The 15,959-nt window shown below is 64.8% G+C and carries 16 protein-coding genes and 1 tRNA gene; 4 read left to right on the forward strand and 13 right to left on the reverse strand.

All coding sequences use genetic code 11. The features are described from left to right. From nuoG to ACXJMY_RS15205, 13 genes are all read right to left on the reverse strand, one after another. Window positions 1-2,076, reverse strand: a complete 2,076-nt coding sequence (gene nuoG, locus ACXJMY_RS15145) for an NADH-quinone oxidoreductase subunit NuoG (protein ID WP_456620144.1) — start codon at window positions 2,074-2,076, stop codon at window positions 1-3. A 5-nt stretch (window positions 2,077-2,081) separates the two neighbouring features. After that, window positions 2,082-3,407, reverse strand: coding sequence for an NADH-quinone oxidoreductase subunit NuoF (nuoF, locus tag ACXJMY_RS15150; RefSeq protein WP_456620145.1), 1,326 nt, complete (start codon window positions 3,405-3,407; stop codon window positions 2,082-2,084). Between the two features lie 15 nt (window positions 3,408-3,422). Then, the gene (locus tag ACXJMY_RS15155; RefSeq protein ID WP_456620146.1) at window positions 3,423-3,629 is read right to left on the reverse strand and encodes a hypothetical protein; all 207 of its coding nucleotides are present in this window, start codon (window positions 3,627-3,629) and stop codon (window positions 3,423-3,425) included. Continuing rightward, entirely contained in the window at window positions 3,629-4,240 is a 612-nt protein-coding gene (nuoE, locus tag ACXJMY_RS15160; RefSeq protein ID WP_456620147.1) for an NADH-quinone oxidoreductase subunit NuoE, read from the reverse strand. The genes ACXJMY_RS15155 and nuoE overlap by 1 nt, the downstream gene beginning before the upstream one ends. A 12-nt stretch (window positions 4,241-4,252) precedes the next feature. Next, window positions 4,253-5,215: an FkbM family methyltransferase gene (locus ACXJMY_RS15165; RefSeq protein WP_456620148.1), complete on the reverse strand. Its 963-nt coding sequence runs from the start codon at window positions 5,213-5,215 to the stop codon at window positions 4,253-4,255. Beyond that, window positions 5,215-6,411, reverse strand: a complete 1,197-nt coding sequence (locus ACXJMY_RS15170) for an NADH-quinone oxidoreductase subunit D (RefSeq protein ID WP_456620149.1) — start codon at window positions 6,409-6,411, stop codon at window positions 5,215-5,217. The genes ACXJMY_RS15165 and ACXJMY_RS15170 overlap by 1 nt, the downstream gene beginning before the upstream one ends. Before the next feature lie 2 nt (window positions 6,412-6,413). Next, window positions 6,414-7,028 (reverse strand): NADH-quinone oxidoreductase subunit C, encoded by a 615-nt coding sequence (locus ACXJMY_RS15175; protein ID WP_456620150.1) that lies wholly within the window; start codon window positions 7,026-7,028, stop codon window positions 6,414-6,416. 11 nt (window positions 7,029-7,039) lie between these two features. Further along, complete coding sequence (locus tag ACXJMY_RS15180; RefSeq protein WP_456620151.1) at window positions 7,040-7,621, reverse strand: NuoB/complex I 20 kDa subunit family protein; 582 nt, start codon at window positions 7,619-7,621, stop codon at window positions 7,040-7,042. Further along, window positions 7,618-7,983, reverse strand: coding sequence for an NADH-quinone oxidoreductase subunit A (locus ACXJMY_RS15185; RefSeq protein ID WP_008136158.1), 366 nt, complete (start codon window positions 7,981-7,983; stop codon window positions 7,618-7,620). The genes ACXJMY_RS15180 and ACXJMY_RS15185 overlap by 4 nt, the downstream gene beginning before the upstream one ends. Window positions 7,984-8,230: 247 nt before the next feature. Next, a complete protein-coding gene (locus tag ACXJMY_RS15190; RefSeq protein WP_456620152.1) occupies window positions 8,231-8,461 on the reverse strand; it encodes a hypothetical protein in 231 nt (76 codons plus the stop codon). Continuing rightward, window positions 8,461-9,564, reverse strand: a complete 1,104-nt coding sequence (locus ACXJMY_RS15195) for a PepSY-associated TM helix domain-containing protein (RefSeq protein WP_456620153.1) — start codon at window positions 9,562-9,564, stop codon at window positions 8,461-8,463. Before ACXJMY_RS15195 ends, ACXJMY_RS15190 begins: the two co-directional genes overlap by 1 nt. A 34-nt stretch (window positions 9,565-9,598) precedes the next feature. Then, the gene (locus tag ACXJMY_RS15200; RefSeq protein ID WP_456620228.1) at window positions 9,599-11,851 is read right to left on the reverse strand and encodes a TonB-dependent siderophore receptor; all 2,253 of its coding nucleotides are present in this window, start codon (window positions 11,849-11,851) and stop codon (window positions 9,599-9,601) included. A gap of 174 nt (window positions 11,852-12,025) precedes the next feature. Further along, the gene (locus ACXJMY_RS15205) at window positions 12,026-12,541 is read right to left on the reverse strand and encodes a MarR family winged helix-turn-helix transcriptional regulator (RefSeq protein WP_456620154.1); all 516 of its coding nucleotides are present in this window, start codon (window positions 12,539-12,541) and stop codon (window positions 12,026-12,028) included. 183 nt (window positions 12,542-12,724) lie between these two features. Between ACXJMY_RS15205 and ACXJMY_RS15210 the strand changes: the two genes are divergently transcribed. The 4 genes from ACXJMY_RS15210 to ACXJMY_RS15225 all read left to right on the forward strand — a co-directional run bounded on the left by ACXJMY_RS15210 (window position 12,725) and on the right by ACXJMY_RS15225 (window position 15,853). Continuing rightward, the gene (locus ACXJMY_RS15210; protein WP_456620155.1) at window positions 12,725-13,915 is read left to right on the forward strand and encodes a Rieske 2Fe-2S domain-containing protein; all 1,191 of its coding nucleotides are present in this window, start codon (window positions 12,725-12,727) and stop codon (window positions 13,913-13,915) included. A gap of 61 nt (window positions 13,916-13,976) precedes the next feature. After that, on the forward strand, window positions 13,977-15,272 hold the full coding sequence (locus ACXJMY_RS15215) for a spinster family MFS transporter (RefSeq protein ID WP_456620156.1): 1,296 nt from the start codon (window positions 13,977-13,979) through the stop codon (window positions 15,270-15,272). A 142-nt stretch (window positions 15,273-15,414) separates the two neighbouring features. Continuing rightward, window positions 15,415-15,618, forward strand: a complete 204-nt coding sequence (locus tag ACXJMY_RS15220; RefSeq protein ID WP_015685754.1) for a hypothetical protein — start codon at window positions 15,415-15,417, stop codon at window positions 15,616-15,618. Between the two features lie 158 nt (window positions 15,619-15,776). Then, window positions 15,777-15,853, forward strand: a tRNA-Asp gene (locus ACXJMY_RS15225). The last annotated feature ends 106 nt before the right edge of the window (window positions 15,854-15,959 follow it).

A 15,959-nucleotide genomic window follows, 5' to 3' on the forward strand; every position in this document is an offset into this window, starting at 1 on the left:
TCACTCCGCTGCGGTCAGCATCTGCCCGGAGGCAAGCCGCGAGCACTCCGCCATCACGGCAGACGCACGCGCGATTGGGTTGGTCAAATAGAAGTCCTCGACCAGCGGCTTGAACGGCGCCTTCTCCGGCGTGCCGCCCTTCCCCGCCAGCTTCTTGATCTGGTCGGCGGAGCCGGCCTCGATCTGGTCGAGACGGATCAGATGCGGGAMCGCCTTGAAGATCGCCTGGCGCAGGGCTGCGAGCGAGTCGTAGCCGAGCTTCTTGCCGAGTGCCTCCGACAGCGCGCGGACGATCGCCCAGTCCTCGCGGGCCTCGCCCGGCGGGAATGCGGCACGTCCCGTCATCTGCACGCGGCCCTCGGTGTTGACGTAGATCGCGGACTTCTCGGTATAGGCGGCCGCCGGCAGGATCACGTCGGCGCGATGCGCGCCGCGGTCGCCATGGGTGCCGATATAGACGACGAAGGTGCCGTCCGGCGCCTTGATCTCGTCGGCGCCGAGCAGGATCAGCAGGTCCAGGGTACCGAACGTGGTCATCTGGGCCGCGTTCAGCCCTCCCTGACCGGCGACAAAGCCGATATCGAGCGCGCCGACGCGCGAGGCGGTCTCGTGCAGCACGGCAAAACCGTTCCAGCCGTCCTTGACCGCGCCGACATCGAGCGCGAGCTTGGCGGCGCTGGCGAGAATGGCGGCGCCGTCGTGACGCGAGGCCGCGCCCGCGCCGACCAGGATGATCGGGTGCTTGGCGTTCTTCAGCACGTCCATGAAGGAGTGCTTGCCGGCCGCGAGCTCGCTGAGCGTCTCGGTGCCCGCGCCGAGATGGTCGTAGTCATAAGTGAGATCGGCCTTGGCGCCGATCACGCCGACCTTGAAGCCGCCGGCGCGCCAGCGCTTGCGGATGCGGGCGTTGAACACGGCCGCCTCTTTCCGCGGATTGGCGCCGATGATCAGCAGCGCATCGGCCTGCTCGACGCCCACCAGCGTCGGATTGAAGATGTAGGAGCCGCGGCCGAGCGCGGGATCGAAGGCGTCGCCGCCCTGCACTGCCAGATTGCTCGAGCCGTATTTGGCGAGCAGGTCCTTCAGCGCGAACATCTCCTCGACGCCGGCGAGATCGCCCGCGATCGCGCCGATCCGCTTGCCGTCGGTGCGTGCCGCTTTCGCAGCGATCGCGGCGAAGGCCTCCGGCCAGCTCGCAGCCCGCAGCTTGCCGGCTTCACGGATGTAGGGCCGGTCGAGGCGCTGGGTCCGCAGGCCGTCGACGACATGGCGGGTCTTGTCCGAGATCCACTCCTCGTTCACGGCCTCGTTGATGCGCGGCAGCACGCGCATCACCTCGCGGCCGCGGGTGTCGACGCGGATCGCCGAGCCGATGCCGTCCATCACGTCGACCGACTGGGTCTTGCCGAGCTCCCAGGGACGCGCGGCGAAGGCATAGGGCTTCGAGGTCAGCGCGCCGACCGGGCAGATGTCGACGAGGTTGCCCTGCAATTCCGACGTCAGCGCGTGCTGGAGATAGGTCGTGATCTCCATGTCCTCGCCGCGGCCGGTCGCGCCCATCTCAGGCGCGCCGGCGACCTCCGCCGAGAAGCGGACGCAGCGCGTGCACTGGATGCAGCGGTTCATCGAGGTCTTGACCAGCGCGCCGAGATATTTGTCCTCGACCGCGCGCTTGTTCTCGGCGAAGCGGCTGGTGTCGACACCATAGCCCATCGCCTGGTCCTGGAGGTCGCACTCGCCGCCCTGATCGCAGATCGGGCAGTCCAGCGGATGGTTGATGAGCAGGAATTCCATCACGCCTTCGCGCGCCTTCTTCACCATCGGCGAACGGGTGGAGATTTCCGGCGGCTCGCCCTTGGGGCCCGGACGGCAATCGCGCACGCCCCAGGCGCAGCTCGCGACCGGCTTCGGGCCGCCCTTCACTTCGACGAGGCACATCCGGCAATTACCGGCGATCGACAGCCGTTCATGATAGCAGAAGCGCGGAATCTCGGCGCCGGCCGCCTCGCACGCCTGGAGCAGCGTGTACTCCGGCGGGACATCGATCTCTTTGCCGTCGATGATGAGCTTGGTCATTCTTCCTACTCCGCCGCGACCATGTTCACGGGATCGCGGACGCCGATATCGTCGATGTCAGACTTGTGCGAATACTGGTCGATGCGCGCTTCGATCTCATGACGGAAATGCGCGATCAGGCCCTGGATCGGCCAGGCGGCTGCGTCGCCGAGCGCGCAGATGGTGTGGCCTTCGACCTGTTTCGTGACCTCCAGCAGCATGTCGATCTCGCGCTTGTGGGCGCGGCCGTCGGCCATGCGGGTCAAGACGCGCCACATCCAGCCCGTGCCCTCGCGGCACGGCGTGCACTGGCCGCAGCTCTCATGCTTGTAGAAATAGGAGATGCGGGCGATGGCGCGGATCAGGTCGGTCGACTTGTCCATCACGATCACGGCCGCGGTGCCGAGGCCCGAGCGCAGCTTGCTCAACGAGTCGAAATCCATCGGCGTATCGATGATCTGCTCGGCCGGCACCATGCGCACCGAGGAGCCGCCGGGGATCACGGCCTTGAGGTTGTCCCAGCCACCGCGGATGCCGCCGCAATGCTTCTCGATCAGCTCACGGAACGGAATGCCCATGGCTTCTTCGACGTTGCAGGGCCGCTCGACATGGCCGGAGATGCAGAACAGTTTTGTGCCGACATTGTTCGGACGGCCGATGCCGGCGAACCAGGCTGCACCACGACGGAGAATGTCCGGGGCAACCGCGATCGACTCGACGTTGTTGACGGTGGTCGGGCAGCCGAACAGGCCGACATTGGCCGGGAACGGCGGCTTCAGCCGCGGCTGGCCCTTCTTGCCCTCGAGGCTTTCGAGCAGCGCGGTTTCCTCGCCGCAGATATAGGCGCCGGCGCCGTGCGCGACGTAGATGTCGAACGGCCAGCCGTTGATATTGTCCTTGCCGACCAGCTTGGCCTCATAGGCCTGGTCGATCGCGGCCTGGAGGTGCTCGCGCTCGCGGATGAACTCGCCGCGGACATAGATGTAGCAGGCATGCGCATTCATCGCGCAGCTCGCGATCAGGCAGCCTTCGATCAGGAGATGCGGATCGTGCCGCATGATCTCGCGATCCTTGCAGGTGCCGGGCTCGGACTCGTCGGCGTTGACGACGAGGTAGCTCGGCCGGCCGTCGGTCGATTCCTTCGGCATGAACGACCATTTCAGGCCGGTCGGGAAGCCGGCGCCGCCGCGGCCGCGCAGGCCGGAGGCCTTCATCTCGTTGATGATCCAGTCGCGGCCCTTGTCGATGATGGCCTTGGTGCCGTCCCAGGCACCGCGACGCCGCGCGCCCTCGAGCCCCCAGTCGTGGAGGCCGTAGAGGTTCTTGAAGATGCGGTCCTTGTCCTCGAGCATATCAGTGCTTTCCGATCAACGGTTGGCTTGCTTGTAGGCAAGCCCGGCGGCGCAGACGGCGAAAGTCAGCGCCCAGAGCAGACTGGATTCCAGCGACGCGTTCAGGCCGAAACGCTGCAGCAGGAAGATGAACGTGGCCGCCACGGCGGCATGCATCGCGATGAAGCCCCACTTCTTCATGGCACCGTTCCCCTGCACTGCCGGCTGCGAGAGATCACGCATCAGGTGGTCTCCTTCAGCGTGGTCGGTCCGCCCGTCGGCGCCGAGAACTGGCGGCCATTCTGGGGACCGGGCTTGGGCGGATTGCCGGAGGCAAAGCCGTCGAGCACCTTGCCAAAGCTCTCCTTGGTCAGGTCCTCATAGGTGTCCTTGCCGATCAGCACCATCGGCGCGTTCACGCAGGCACCGAGGCACTCCACCTCTTCCCAGCTGAAATTGCCGTCCTTGGAGAGATGGAAGGGATCGTGGTGGATGCGGTGCTCGCAGACGTGGATCAGCTCCTCGGCGCCGCGCAGGCGGCACGGCGTGGTGCCGCAGACCTGGACATGGGCCTTCTTGCCGACGGGGGCGAGCTGGAACATCGTGTAGAAGGTCGCGACCTCGAGCACGCGGATATAGGGCATGTCGAGCATGTCGGCGATGACGCGGATCGCGGCTTCCGACACCCAGCCCTCGTGCTGCTCCTGCGCCCGCCAGAGGATCGCGATCACGGCCGAGGCCTGGCGGCCGGCAGGATATTTCGCGATCTGCTGCTTGGCGAACGCGAGGTTCTCGTCCGTGAACGCAAAGCTCGCGGGCTGGACTTCCTTCGGTGCTAATCGGCGGACGGACATCTCTTCAATCTCTCACTGCATGCGGCGCGCGGTTTTCGCATTCAGGGCATTGATCCTGTCCTGCCAGAATGCGCTTGCGGTGCCGAAAACATTGTAGCCGACGTGGGTGGAGACCTTGATGCGATCGAGGATCGACAGCTCGGTCACCGTTTCCATACGCCTGGTGCTGGGATCATAGACGATCAGCTTCAGCGGGGTCTGTTCGAGGATGAAGCGCGACACCGCGTGGCTGCGATCGCTGCCGTGCTCCTCGCACATGACGACGCTGTCGGCCTCGAGCAGCCGGGCGCCGCCCTTGATCGCCTCGATCTCGACGCCCTCGACGTCGAGCTTGATCAAATATTTGCCGGCGCTTGCGACCTTGCCGTCGTCGATGAGGTTATCGAGCGCGATGACCGGCACGTCCTCGCCGCCCGCCGACGCGTCGCCGGCGATGCTGAAGGCCTCGTGCTTGGTCCCGGACAGCCGCGCGGTGCCACGCGATGCGCCGATCGCACATTTCATGGTCTCGAAGCGGTTGCCGTTGATGCGCGCGTTGTTGGCGAGCTTCGGATGGTTCTGCCCCGACGGCTCGATCGCGATCGCCTTGTGCGAGCCGAACGGCTTGCTCGAGACCAGCACCGACCAGTAGCCGTAATTGGCGCCGCAATCGAGCAGCGTGTAGTCGACGTCGATGGAGTCGGCGAACAGGAGCTCCAGCTCGTCCTCGTAGTTGTAGGAGCGGTTGAGCAGCTTGCTCCAATAGCCGTCGCCGTAGGGAAATTCGAACACCGCGTCCGGGTTGAGCTTGATCGCGATGTTGCGCTCGGGCAGCGTTTTCCGCAGCAGGTTGGCGCAGGCGATGTAGCCCATGTGCGAAAAATGCGACGAGATCTTCGATCCCGTCACCAGCGCCAAGGCAGCCGTCCGCTCCCACAGGTTGGCCCCTTCAAGGGCCCCCGAGGCACGGTCAAACTGGATTGGCGCCTGCGCCATCACCGATCGACCTCTCCGAACACGATGTCGAGCGAACCCAGGATCGCCGAGACGTCGGCGAGCAGATGCCCGCGGCAGATGTGATCCATGGCCTGGAGGTGGGCGAAACCCGGCGCGCGGATCTTGCACTTGTAGGGCTTGTTGGTGCCGTCGGAGACGAGATAGACGCCGAACTCGCCCTTCGGCGCCTCGACCGCGGCATAGACCTCGCCGGCCGGCACGCGGACGCCCTCGGTATAGAGCTTGAAGTGGTGGATCAGCGCTTCCATCGAGCGCTTCATCTCGCCGCGGCGGGGCGGCGCGACCTTGTTGTCCTCGACCACGACGGGGCCCTTGCCGTCAGGCGCGTTCAGTTTCTGGATGCACTGCTTCATGATGCGCACCGACTGGCGCATTTCTTCCATGCGGATCAGGTAGCGATCGTAGCAGTCGCCGTTCTTGCCGATCGGGATGTCGAAATCCATCTCGGCGTAGCATTCATAGGGCTGCGACTTGCGCAGGTCCCAGGCCGCGCCGGAGCCGCGCACCATGACGCCCGAGAAGCCCCACTCCCAGGCTTCCTTCAGCGGCACCACGCCGATATCGACGTTGCGCTGCTTGAAGATGCGGTTGGCGGTGAGCAGGCGGTCGAGGTCCTCCACCACCTTCAGGAACGGATCGCACCAGGCCTCGATGTCGTCGACCAGCTTCTGCGGCAGGTCCTGATGCACGCCGCCGACGCGGAAGAAGGCCGCATGCATGCGGCTGCCGGAGGCGCGCTCGTAGAACACCATCAGCTTTTCGCGCTCTTCAAAACCCCACAGCGGCGGGGTCAGCGCGCCGACGTCCATCGCCTGCGTGGTGACGTTGAGCAGATGCGACAGGATGCGGCCGATCTCGCAATAAAGCACGCGGATCAGCTGGCCGCGGCGCGGCACCTCGATGCCGAGCAGCTTTTCGGCGGCGAGGCAGAAGGCGTGCTCCTGGTTCATCGGCGCGACGTAGTCGAGCCGGTCGAAATAAGGGATCGCCTGGAGATAGGTCTTCTGCTCGATCAGCTTTTCGGTGCCGCGGTGAAGCAGGCCGATATGCGGGTCGACACGGGCGACGACTTCACCGTCGAGCTCCAGCACCAGACGCAGCACGCCGTGCGCGGCCGGATGCTGCGGCCCGAAGTTGATGGTGAAATTGCGAAGCTGTTCGGGTTGCTCGTTCATGATCAGACCTTCGGCCCTGCTTTTTCATCACCCGGAAGGACCGGATAGTCGGCTCCCTCCCACGGCGACAAAAAGTCGAACTTGCGGAATTCCTGGTTGAGCCGCACCGGCTCGTACACCACCCGCTTCTCCTGGTCGTCGTAGCGGACCTCGACGAAACCGGTGGTCGGGAAATCCTTGCGCAGCGGATGCCCCTCGAAACCGTAATCGGTGAGGATGCGGCGCATGTCGGGATGACCGACGAAGAAGACGCCGTAGAGATCGTAGGCCTCGCGCTCGAACCAGTCGGCGCCGGGAAACACCTCGATCAGCGACGGCACCTGCGTGGTCTCGTCGGCCTGGGCCCTGAGCCGGATTCGCGCGTTCAGCGTCGGCGACAGGAAGTGATAGATCACGTCGAAACGCTTCTCGCGGTCCGGATAATCGACTGCCGTGATGTCGGTGAAGTTGATGAAGCGGCAATTCGGATCGTCGCGAAGGTACTTGACGACCTCGACGATCCTGGCGGCCTCGACATCCACCGTGAGCTGATTGAAGGCGACCGAATGACCGGTGGCGGCGCCCGGAAGCGCGCCAACGATCGTTTGCCCAAGGGCGTCGAGCTTGCCATCGTCCATGACGTAAAACCTTAGCGTTCGATGGTGCCGGTGCGCCGGATCTTCTTCTGAAGCAGCAGCACGCCGTAGAGCAGCGCTTCCGCGGTGGGCGGGCAGCCCGGCACGTAGATATCGATCGGCACGATACGGTCGCAGCCACGCACGACCGAGTAGGAATAGTGATAGTAGCCGCCGCCGTTGGCGCAGGAGCCCATCGAGATGACGTAGCGCGGCTCGGGCATCTGGTCGTAGACCTTGCGCAGCGCCGGCGCCATCTTGTTGGTGAGCGTTCCCGCCACGATCATCACGTCGGACTGGCGCGGCGAGGCCCGCGGCGCGAAGCCGAAACGCTCGACGTCGTAGCGCGGCATCGACACCTGCATCATCTCGACCGCGCAGCAGGCGAGACCGAAGGTCATCCACATCAGCGAGCCGGTGCGCGCCCAGGTGATGAGGTCGTCGGTCGCCGCGACGAAGAAGCCCTTGTCGGACAGCTCCGAATTGACCTCGAGGAAGAACGGATCATTGGCCCCGACCGGCTTGCCGGTCGACGGATCCAGGATGCCCTTGGGGGCCGGCGTGATGACCGGACCGGCGGACGGTGCAGGGTTCAATCCCATTCCAGTGCCCCTTTCTTCCATTCATAGGCGAACCCGACCGTCAGCACGGCGAGGAACACCACCATGGACCAGAAGCCGGTCGCGCCAAGCTTGCCGAACGCCACCGCCCAGGGAAACAGGAACGCCACCTCGAGGTCGAAGATGATGAAGAGGATGGCGACCAGGTAGAAGCGGACGTCGAACTTCATGCGGGCGTCGTCGAAGGCGTTGAAGCCGCACTCATACGCCGAGAGTTTTTCCGGGTCGGGTTGCTGGAACGCGACGATGAAGGGCGCGATCAGCAGCACCAGGCCGATGAGGCCCGCTACCCCTATAAAGACGACGAGTGGAAGATAGTTCTGTAGAATGCCGCTCATTGACGAGCCCTTTTTCCCGCAGCCTCGGGACAGCCACGGATTCGTCCGATTTGGAATTATTCTGAGCCTTAGCGCAGTGCACCAATGGGCGCAAGACACGCTCTTTTTAGGCCCTTTACCGCTCCCCGAACGGCGGAAATCCCGGAATCACCCCGCGCTGGTATGGAGCAGATCGCCAAACCCAGCAAGAGTGGCCGCAGTTTTGCACGGCAGCCGCTCTGAGATTGCCGCGCACAGGTCCCGGCAACTACTTGCCGTGGAGCGTCCGGCCAAATTGCTGCGTTTTTTTGGTGCGGCGGCGCACCCAGACCCCGGCGATCACCAGCACGGGAGCCCCCACCGTCACCCAGGCGACATATTGGCCGACCGGCCCCCAGAGCAGTGCGGCCATGAGACCGGTGACGGTCACAGCCGCGAGCAGGATAGGTGCAGCAAAGACACGTATCCACAGGCGCGAGCTGTCCCGGGAGCCATGCATCACGACGGGACCGGGGCTCGTCTGGCGAATGCGTCATGACGGGCGGGCATCCGCTTCCGCCGCCGCACCAGCCAGAGATAGAGGCCGCTGCCGATCACGACCATCGTGAGCACGTCGAGTGCGGCCCAGATCAGCTTCAGCGGCATGCCGCCGTAGTCGCCGAAATGCAGCGGCTGCGAGATCAGCAGCGCCTGGAGATAGACCGGAAGCGCCCGGCTGTCGGCGACCTCCCCGGTCTCGCCGTCGAGCAGCACCGGCTTCAAGAGCCGCGACGTCAGGGCCGTATCGCCGCGCATGAAGGCGGCGAAGTGGTGCGAGGACGTGAACGGCGTGCCCGGAAACGCGATGAAGGCGATCTCCATGCCGGGCGCCGCCGTCTTGGCGCGCGCAACGACGCCGTCGAGCGAGGCGAGCTGCGACGGCGGCGGCTTGCCGGCATAGGGCGCGACCATGCTGGCGAGCTCGGTCGCCTTCCACCGGTTGAGCATCAGTTCGGCCCAGGTGTTGACGACGCCGGTGAGCCCGACCACCAGCGCCCAGGCCACCGTCACCACGCCGATCAGATTGTGCCAGTCGAGCCAGATCACGCGGCGCGAGGCGTGATCGCGAATGGTGGCAAAGCGCAGGCGGCGGGTGAACGGCCAGTACAGCACGACGCCGGAGACGATTGCGACGGCGAACAGCAGTCCCATCCCGCCAAGAAACAGCTTTCCGGCCTGGCCGGCGAACATGTCGGTGTGCAGCTTGAGCACGATCAGCATCGGCCCGACACCGACCGGCCCGAGCAGCTTGGCCGAGACGGCGTCGAAGGCGCGGACGGTCGCGTTGTCCGGGAACCCGTCGACAGCACTGTTGGTGAAGGCCGTCACGATCCCGGGCTCGTCGGGATCGGCGGCGAGCGCGGCGTTGGCGACTTGCTGAGGCGTCGCGCGCGCCGCGCTCGCATGAGCTTCGGGCTGGGGGGCATAGCCCAGGAGCTCATCGATCTCGTGATGGAAGACCAGCGGCAGGCCGGTCAGGCAGAGCAAAAGCAGGAAGACGGTCGAGATCAGGCTGGTCCAGGTGTGGACCACCGACCAGAGCCTGACCGTGCGCGCCTTCACGCTTGTCCTCCCTCGCCTCTCCTCATCATTTGCCTCACCATTTGTAGGAGACGCTGGCGGTGACGCGCCGGCGATCGCCGTAGAAGCAGGACGAGGCCGCCGCGCAGCTCGCGACGTAGATCTTGTCGGTCAGGTTGATCACGTTGATTGCCGTGCGCCAGTTCTGCCATTCGTAGTGGAGCACGAGATCGCCGAGCACGACCGCGGGAACTTCGAGCGTGTTCGCAGCGTCCGCCCAGGACGAGCCGACGTAGCGCACGCCGCCGCCGAACCCAAATCCTTCGAGCGGCCCGTCCTTGAACGTGTAGTCCGCCCAGCCCGAGACCAGCAGCTCAGGCGTGTTGGTCGGCGTCTTGCCGACCAGCGCCGGATCGAGGTCCTTGCTGGTGAAGAGATGATAGGCGGTGAAGGAACCGATCAGTTTCAGCTCCTTGGTGGCGTTGGCCACCGCTTCGAGCTCGATGCCGCGCGAGGTCACCTCGCCGGTCTGGTTCTGCAGTACCGGGACTATGCCCGGCGCCGTCGTCGCCACATTTTGACGAACCAAGTCGAAGGCCGAAACGGTGAAATAGCCGTCGAACCCCTTTGGCGCGACCTTCACACCGATTTCGGCCTGCTTGCCGGTCTCCGGCAGAAACAGTTGGTTCTGGGCGTTCAGGCCGATGATCGGATTGTAGCTCGTCGAATAGGAGACGTAGGGCGCGATGCCGTTGTCGAAATTGTAGATCAGCCCGGCGCGCCCGCTGAACTTGCTGTCGTCGCGGCTGCCGACCGTGGCTCCGGTGGAGCGGTTCTCCTGGGTGGTCTCGACCCAATCGTTGCGGCCGCTCAGCACCAGCGTGAAGTTGCCGAGCTTCATCTGATCCTGGAGATAGGTGCCGGCCTGCTTCTGCGTAATGAGAAAGTTTCGGAACGGATCGCCGCCGAACGGAATGTCGTTTAGACCGTACACCGGATTCAGGACGTTGATCGAGGGGACGCCGAAGCCGAAAAGCTCGTAGTCGTCGATCTGATAGCCCTTCAGATCCACCCCGAACAGCATCGTGTGCTTCACCGGACCAGTGTCGAAGCGGTACTCCAGCTGGTTGTCGAGATCGGCCTGATTGGCGGTGTTCTTCGCATACCAATTGTAGCGATTGAGAGTGGCGGTGTTGACGTCGCCCCAATTGTTGCCGACGTAACCGCGATAGGTCACGTCGACATGGGCGAAGCGCGCATTCTGCCGGAACGTCAAATCGTCGGTGAGATTTCGCTCGAACTGGTAACCGAGCATCTCTTGCTCGCGCGTGAACTTGTCGACGCTGGGATCGCCGGTGAAAAAGCTGGTCGGGATCTTGCCGAACGGAGCGTTGGTCACCGTGCCCTGATAGGGCAGGAAGTTGATGCCGCGGGTTTCCTGCCGGGAAGCAGAGGCCAGCACCGTGAACGTCGTGTCGGCATCCGGCTTCCAGGTCACCGACGGCGCGATGAAGTAGTTGTTGTCGGGCGTGAAGTTGACCTGGGTGGGGCCGTTCTGGACCTGGCCGACGACGCGGTAGAACAGCTTGCCGTTTTCGGGCTGTGTCGCGACTGGACCACCGACATCGAAGCCGACATAGGCGTTGCCGAAATTGTTGACGCCGGTCTCGATGTAGCGGATCGGCTCGGCCGGCGGCAGCTTGCTGATGACGTTGACGATGCCGCTCGGGCTCGATCCGCCGTAGAGCACCGCGGATGGACCGCGCAGCACCTCGACGCGCTCCATGTTGAATGGCTGGAGCTTCCAACTCGCATAGGACGTGTAGAACAGCTGCATGCCGTCGAGGAACAGTCCGATGTCGTCGGACTTGAAGCCGCGGATCAGCCACCAGTCGTTGCGCGTGTCTACGCCGAAGGTGCCGGCGCGCACGCCGGCGGCGTAGCGCAGAACCTCGTCGAGCTTGTTGGGCTTCTGGTCGCGGATCTGCTCGGCGCCGATCACCGACACCGACTGCGGCGTCTCCATGATCGGCGTGTTGGTCTTGGTGCCCGACGAGCTGCGATTGGCGACGTAGCCGTGCACCGGGCCGCGCGGCGTCTCGACGAAGCCGACGTTGCGCTGCGGCTGCGGCTTCTGGCTGTTGGCGCTCTGTGCCGAGCGCTGCGCACGGCGCGGCGCGGTCGTGGCTGCGCGGCGGCGTTGTTCCGGCGCGGCGACCGTCACCGGCGGCAGGTTCGTCGCGCCGGATTGCGGCGAAGATTGTGCGAACGACGCTTGCGGCATCAAGACCCAAGCGGATGCGGTCGCCAACACGGCCGACCGCAGCATTCCAAGACTGTTCAACGCGCACCCCAAAACTGCGTATTTATTGCGTCACGCCGTCAGTCCCGTGACGGCCTGCGCAGCGCTGACGCTTACGTGAGGGAACGCGATTTCGCTAATTGAAAACTTCTTAGAGAGACTCTTAGAAGCGATCCAACATTTCAGAACATTGCTGAGAGATCAGCGCGGAATTTTCTCTGCTTCGAGCATCTCGGCGGCGGTCGCCGTGAGCTGCTCGATCTGCGCGAGCAATGTTTCGAATTCTTCCTGGCTCAAATGTTCCAGCAGACGCCGATTGCGCTCCTGCGCGCCGGCAACGATCGCATCATGGGCGGCAAGGCCCGCAGGCGTCAGCGAGACCAGCACCTCGCGGCTGTCTTTTGGGTTCGCCGATTTCGCGATCAGCTTGCGCGACACGAGTTCCGCAAGCGCGCGGCTGATCTGGCCCTTGTCCTGGCCGACCGCTTCGGCGAGCCGCGCCACGCTCATCGGCGGCCGCCGGCCGAGCGAGGCGACGAGACCGAACTCGACCGAGGACAACCCGGCAAGACGCTTGTAGCGCAGGATCGCGCCGCGCTTGAGCAGATTGGCCAGCACCATCAACCGCGACGACAGCATCTCGGTGATCGGCGCCGGCGAGTGACTTTCGTCCGCATCGGACGACGCGCGCCCGTCCCTGCTCGATGTCTGGCTCATGATCCACCTCTGCCAAGAAAGCCGAGGCGTGCCAAGTGTTGGTAGCGCAACCTCCCCCAGCCGCATCGAAATGCGATTAAGAGGCACTTGGAAAGTCGTTGACATTGTCATCGATCGGCATTTGACTGGATCCAATCATCAAGAACGACCCGGCCCACGAGGCCTGGCGGCGGGAGGACCAGCATGAGCATCACTCAGCGGGATCGCGATCTCGGTACGGCCTATGCGATGAAGCCGGCACATACGCGCACCGAGCTCACCTCGGTCGTGCGCGGCACACCGATGGGCGAGCTGCTCCGCCGCTACTGGCATCCGGTCGGCCTCGCCGGTGACGCCACCGACACACCGAAGAAAGTGCGCGCGCTCGGCGAGGATCTCATCCTGTTCCGCGACAAGCACGGCCGCGTTGGCCTTTTGCACGCCCGCTGCYGCCACCGCGGCACCACGCTCTATTACGGCAAGGTCGAGGAGGATGGCATCCGCTGCTGCTATCACGGCTGGAAGTTCGACACCGAGGGTCACTGCCTGGAGCAGCCCTGCGAGCCCGACGGCGGCCAGTTCAAGGACAAGGTGCGCCAGCCCTGGTATCCGGTCGAAGAGCGCTACGGGTTGATCTTCGCCTATATGGGGCCGGCCGAGAAACGCCCCGTCCTGCCGGCTTACCAATGCCTGGAGACCATGGACGACGGCGAGTTCGTCGAAGCCGACGATTCCTCGATCGGCGGCGGCGGCCCTGCGATCATCCCCTGCAACTGGCTCCAGCATTTCGAGAACGTGGTCGATCCCTATCACGTGCCGGTGCTGCACGGCTCGTTCTCGGGGCCGCAATTCACCAACATGATGGCCTCGATGCCGGAGGTGACGTTCGACAGGACGCCGCGCGGGATCGCCGTGCGCTCGATCCGCAGGCAGGACGACGGCAAGGTATTCTACCGCGTCACCGAAGCCGCCCTGCCGACCTTGCGCGTGGTGCCGAACCCGCGTGTGGCGCAATTCGCCCGTGTCGAGTCGATCGGCTGGACGCTGCCGATCGACGACACCTCGTTCCGCATCTACGTCGCCGGCCGCGTCAAGAATGCCGGCGACATCGGCCGCATGCGCTCCAAGTTCAACGGAAAATTCTGGTGGGACATGACCGAGGAAGAGCACCAGCAATTCCCGGGCGATTACGAGGCCCAGGTCGGCCAGGGCCCGACGACCATTCATTCCGAGGAGCATTTCGGCCAGAGCGACCGCGGCATCCTGATGATCCGGCGCATGCTGGGCGACCAGCTCGAGGCGATGGCCGCAGACCGCGACCCGATCGGCGTCTCGTTCGACGCAAGCGCAGCGCCGGTCGAATTCGAAGCGGGGAATTACATCCGCGACGCGTGAAGCAGCCAGCTCCAATCAGGGCTGGACCGACAACGATAACAAAGACTAATTGGGGGAAGCGATGGTCGATGTGACGTCACAAATGTCGGTGCAAACGACTGCTGCGGCAACGCCGTCGGCGCGGCGCTATTACGTGCTGGGCCTGCTCACCATCATCTACGCGCTGAATTTCCTCGACCGCACCATCTTCAACGTCCTGATCGAGCCGATCAAGAAGGAGTTTCAGCTCAGCGACACCATGATGGGCCTGCTCGCGGGCTTCGGCTTCGCGCTGTTCTATTCGCTGCTCGGCATCCCCATCGCGCGCGTCGCCGACCGGCTCAACCGGCGCAACATCGTGGCCGTGGCCCTGGCGTTCTGGAGCGCGATGACGGCGCTGTGCGGCATGGCCTCGAGCGTGACCTCGCTGGCGCTGGCCAGAATCGGCGTCGGCATCGGCGAATCCGCGGGCTCGCCAGCCTCGCAGTCGATCGTCGCCGACCTCTTTGCCAAGAACGAGCGCCCGCGCGCGCTCGGCATCTACGCCATCGGCACCTATCTCGGCGTCTTCCTCGGCTATTTCGTCGGCGGCTACGTCAATCAGCACTATGGCTGGCGGATGGCGTTCTATGTCGCCGGCCTGCCCGGCATCCTGCTTGCCCTGGTGCTGTGGCTGACGATCTCCGAGCCGAAGCGCGGCGCGATGCAGGAGAGCTTCGTGCCCGAGCCGCTCGGGCCGACGCTGCGCTTCCTGGCCTCGCAGCGGAGCTTCATCATCGTGCTGATCGGCTTCTGCCTCACGACCTACACGAACTACGCCACCGCGGCCTGGATCCCGCCGTTCCTCGCGCGCGTGCACCATCTGTCGAGCGCCGAGATCGGCACCTATGCCGGCACCTTCAAGGGGCTGGCCGGCATGGCCGGCACCCTGCTCGGCGGCTTCGTGGTGGCGCAAGTGAGCCGCCGCGACGACCGGTGGAAGCTGTGGGCGCCCGCGATCACCTCTGGCCTCGCCGGCCCGGTGTTCGCGCTGTGCATGCTGACGCAGGATTTCGCGATGATGGTCGCGATGCTCGCGCTGACCTCGTTCCTGGTCGGCTTCCATCTCGGGCCGATCTTCGCGATCGCGCAGACCGTGGCAAAGCCCAGCATGCGGGCGCTGGCCTCCGCCCTGATCGCGCTGACCGCCACCTGCTTCGGCCAGGGCGTCGGCCCGCTCGCGGTGGGCATGGTCAACGACGCCCTGAAGGGCAGTTTTGGCACTGATGCCGTGCGCTACTCGCTGCTCTCGGCGGCGGTCACGACCACGCTGGGCGCCCTGCTGTTCGTCTGGGCCGCGCGGTCGATCCGGGACGATATCGGCCGGGCGGCCGCCTGAGGGCGGCGCCGCGCCGCAAGCCCGGCGAAACCAACCGGGCGCATTAATGAAACCATTTTGCGGAACCCGCGAAACCATCCGGAAACAGTCGGTCCTTAGAAGAAGAGCCATAGACGGCGGCAAAGCCCGTCGGGAGGCTCAGATGAACCACTCCATTCACTCTGCTGATCGTGCGACCCACCTGAAGATCGTGGTGGTGGCGCTGGTGGCCGGCATTGCGGTGGCCGGCTTCGGGATCGCGGCCCGCACCAATGCCGATTACAGCCAGACCGCCCAGTCGACCCATGTGATCAAGGCCGGCAAGCCGGTGGTGGTCACCAGCGCGGGCACGTCCGAGATTCGCTGACGGGCCCTGTTCCGGGCAGATCGATGGCCGCCTCCGGGCGGCCTTTTCGTTTTCCTGAGCAATACTTAGCCGAGACGCCCTGGCGAAGCGCAACGTCCTTGACTTCAACATGTCCCCCCTTTAAGTCCCCCCTCGTTCCGCGAGCGTTTACGCAGCACGCGGGAGTAGCTCAGTTGGTTAGAGCGCCGGCCTGTCACGCCGGAGGTCGCGGGTTCGAGCCCCGTCTCTCGCGCCATTTTGGCAATCCCTTCATAGCCTTAGCCCGAACTCTTCGACGCCCATTGCGGCGGCGGTCGATGACCTGCGTCCAGATGGAACCGCGGCGTAGTCAGCCTGCGCCC

This window comes from Bradyrhizobium sp. P5_C12 (assembly GCF_054049735.1).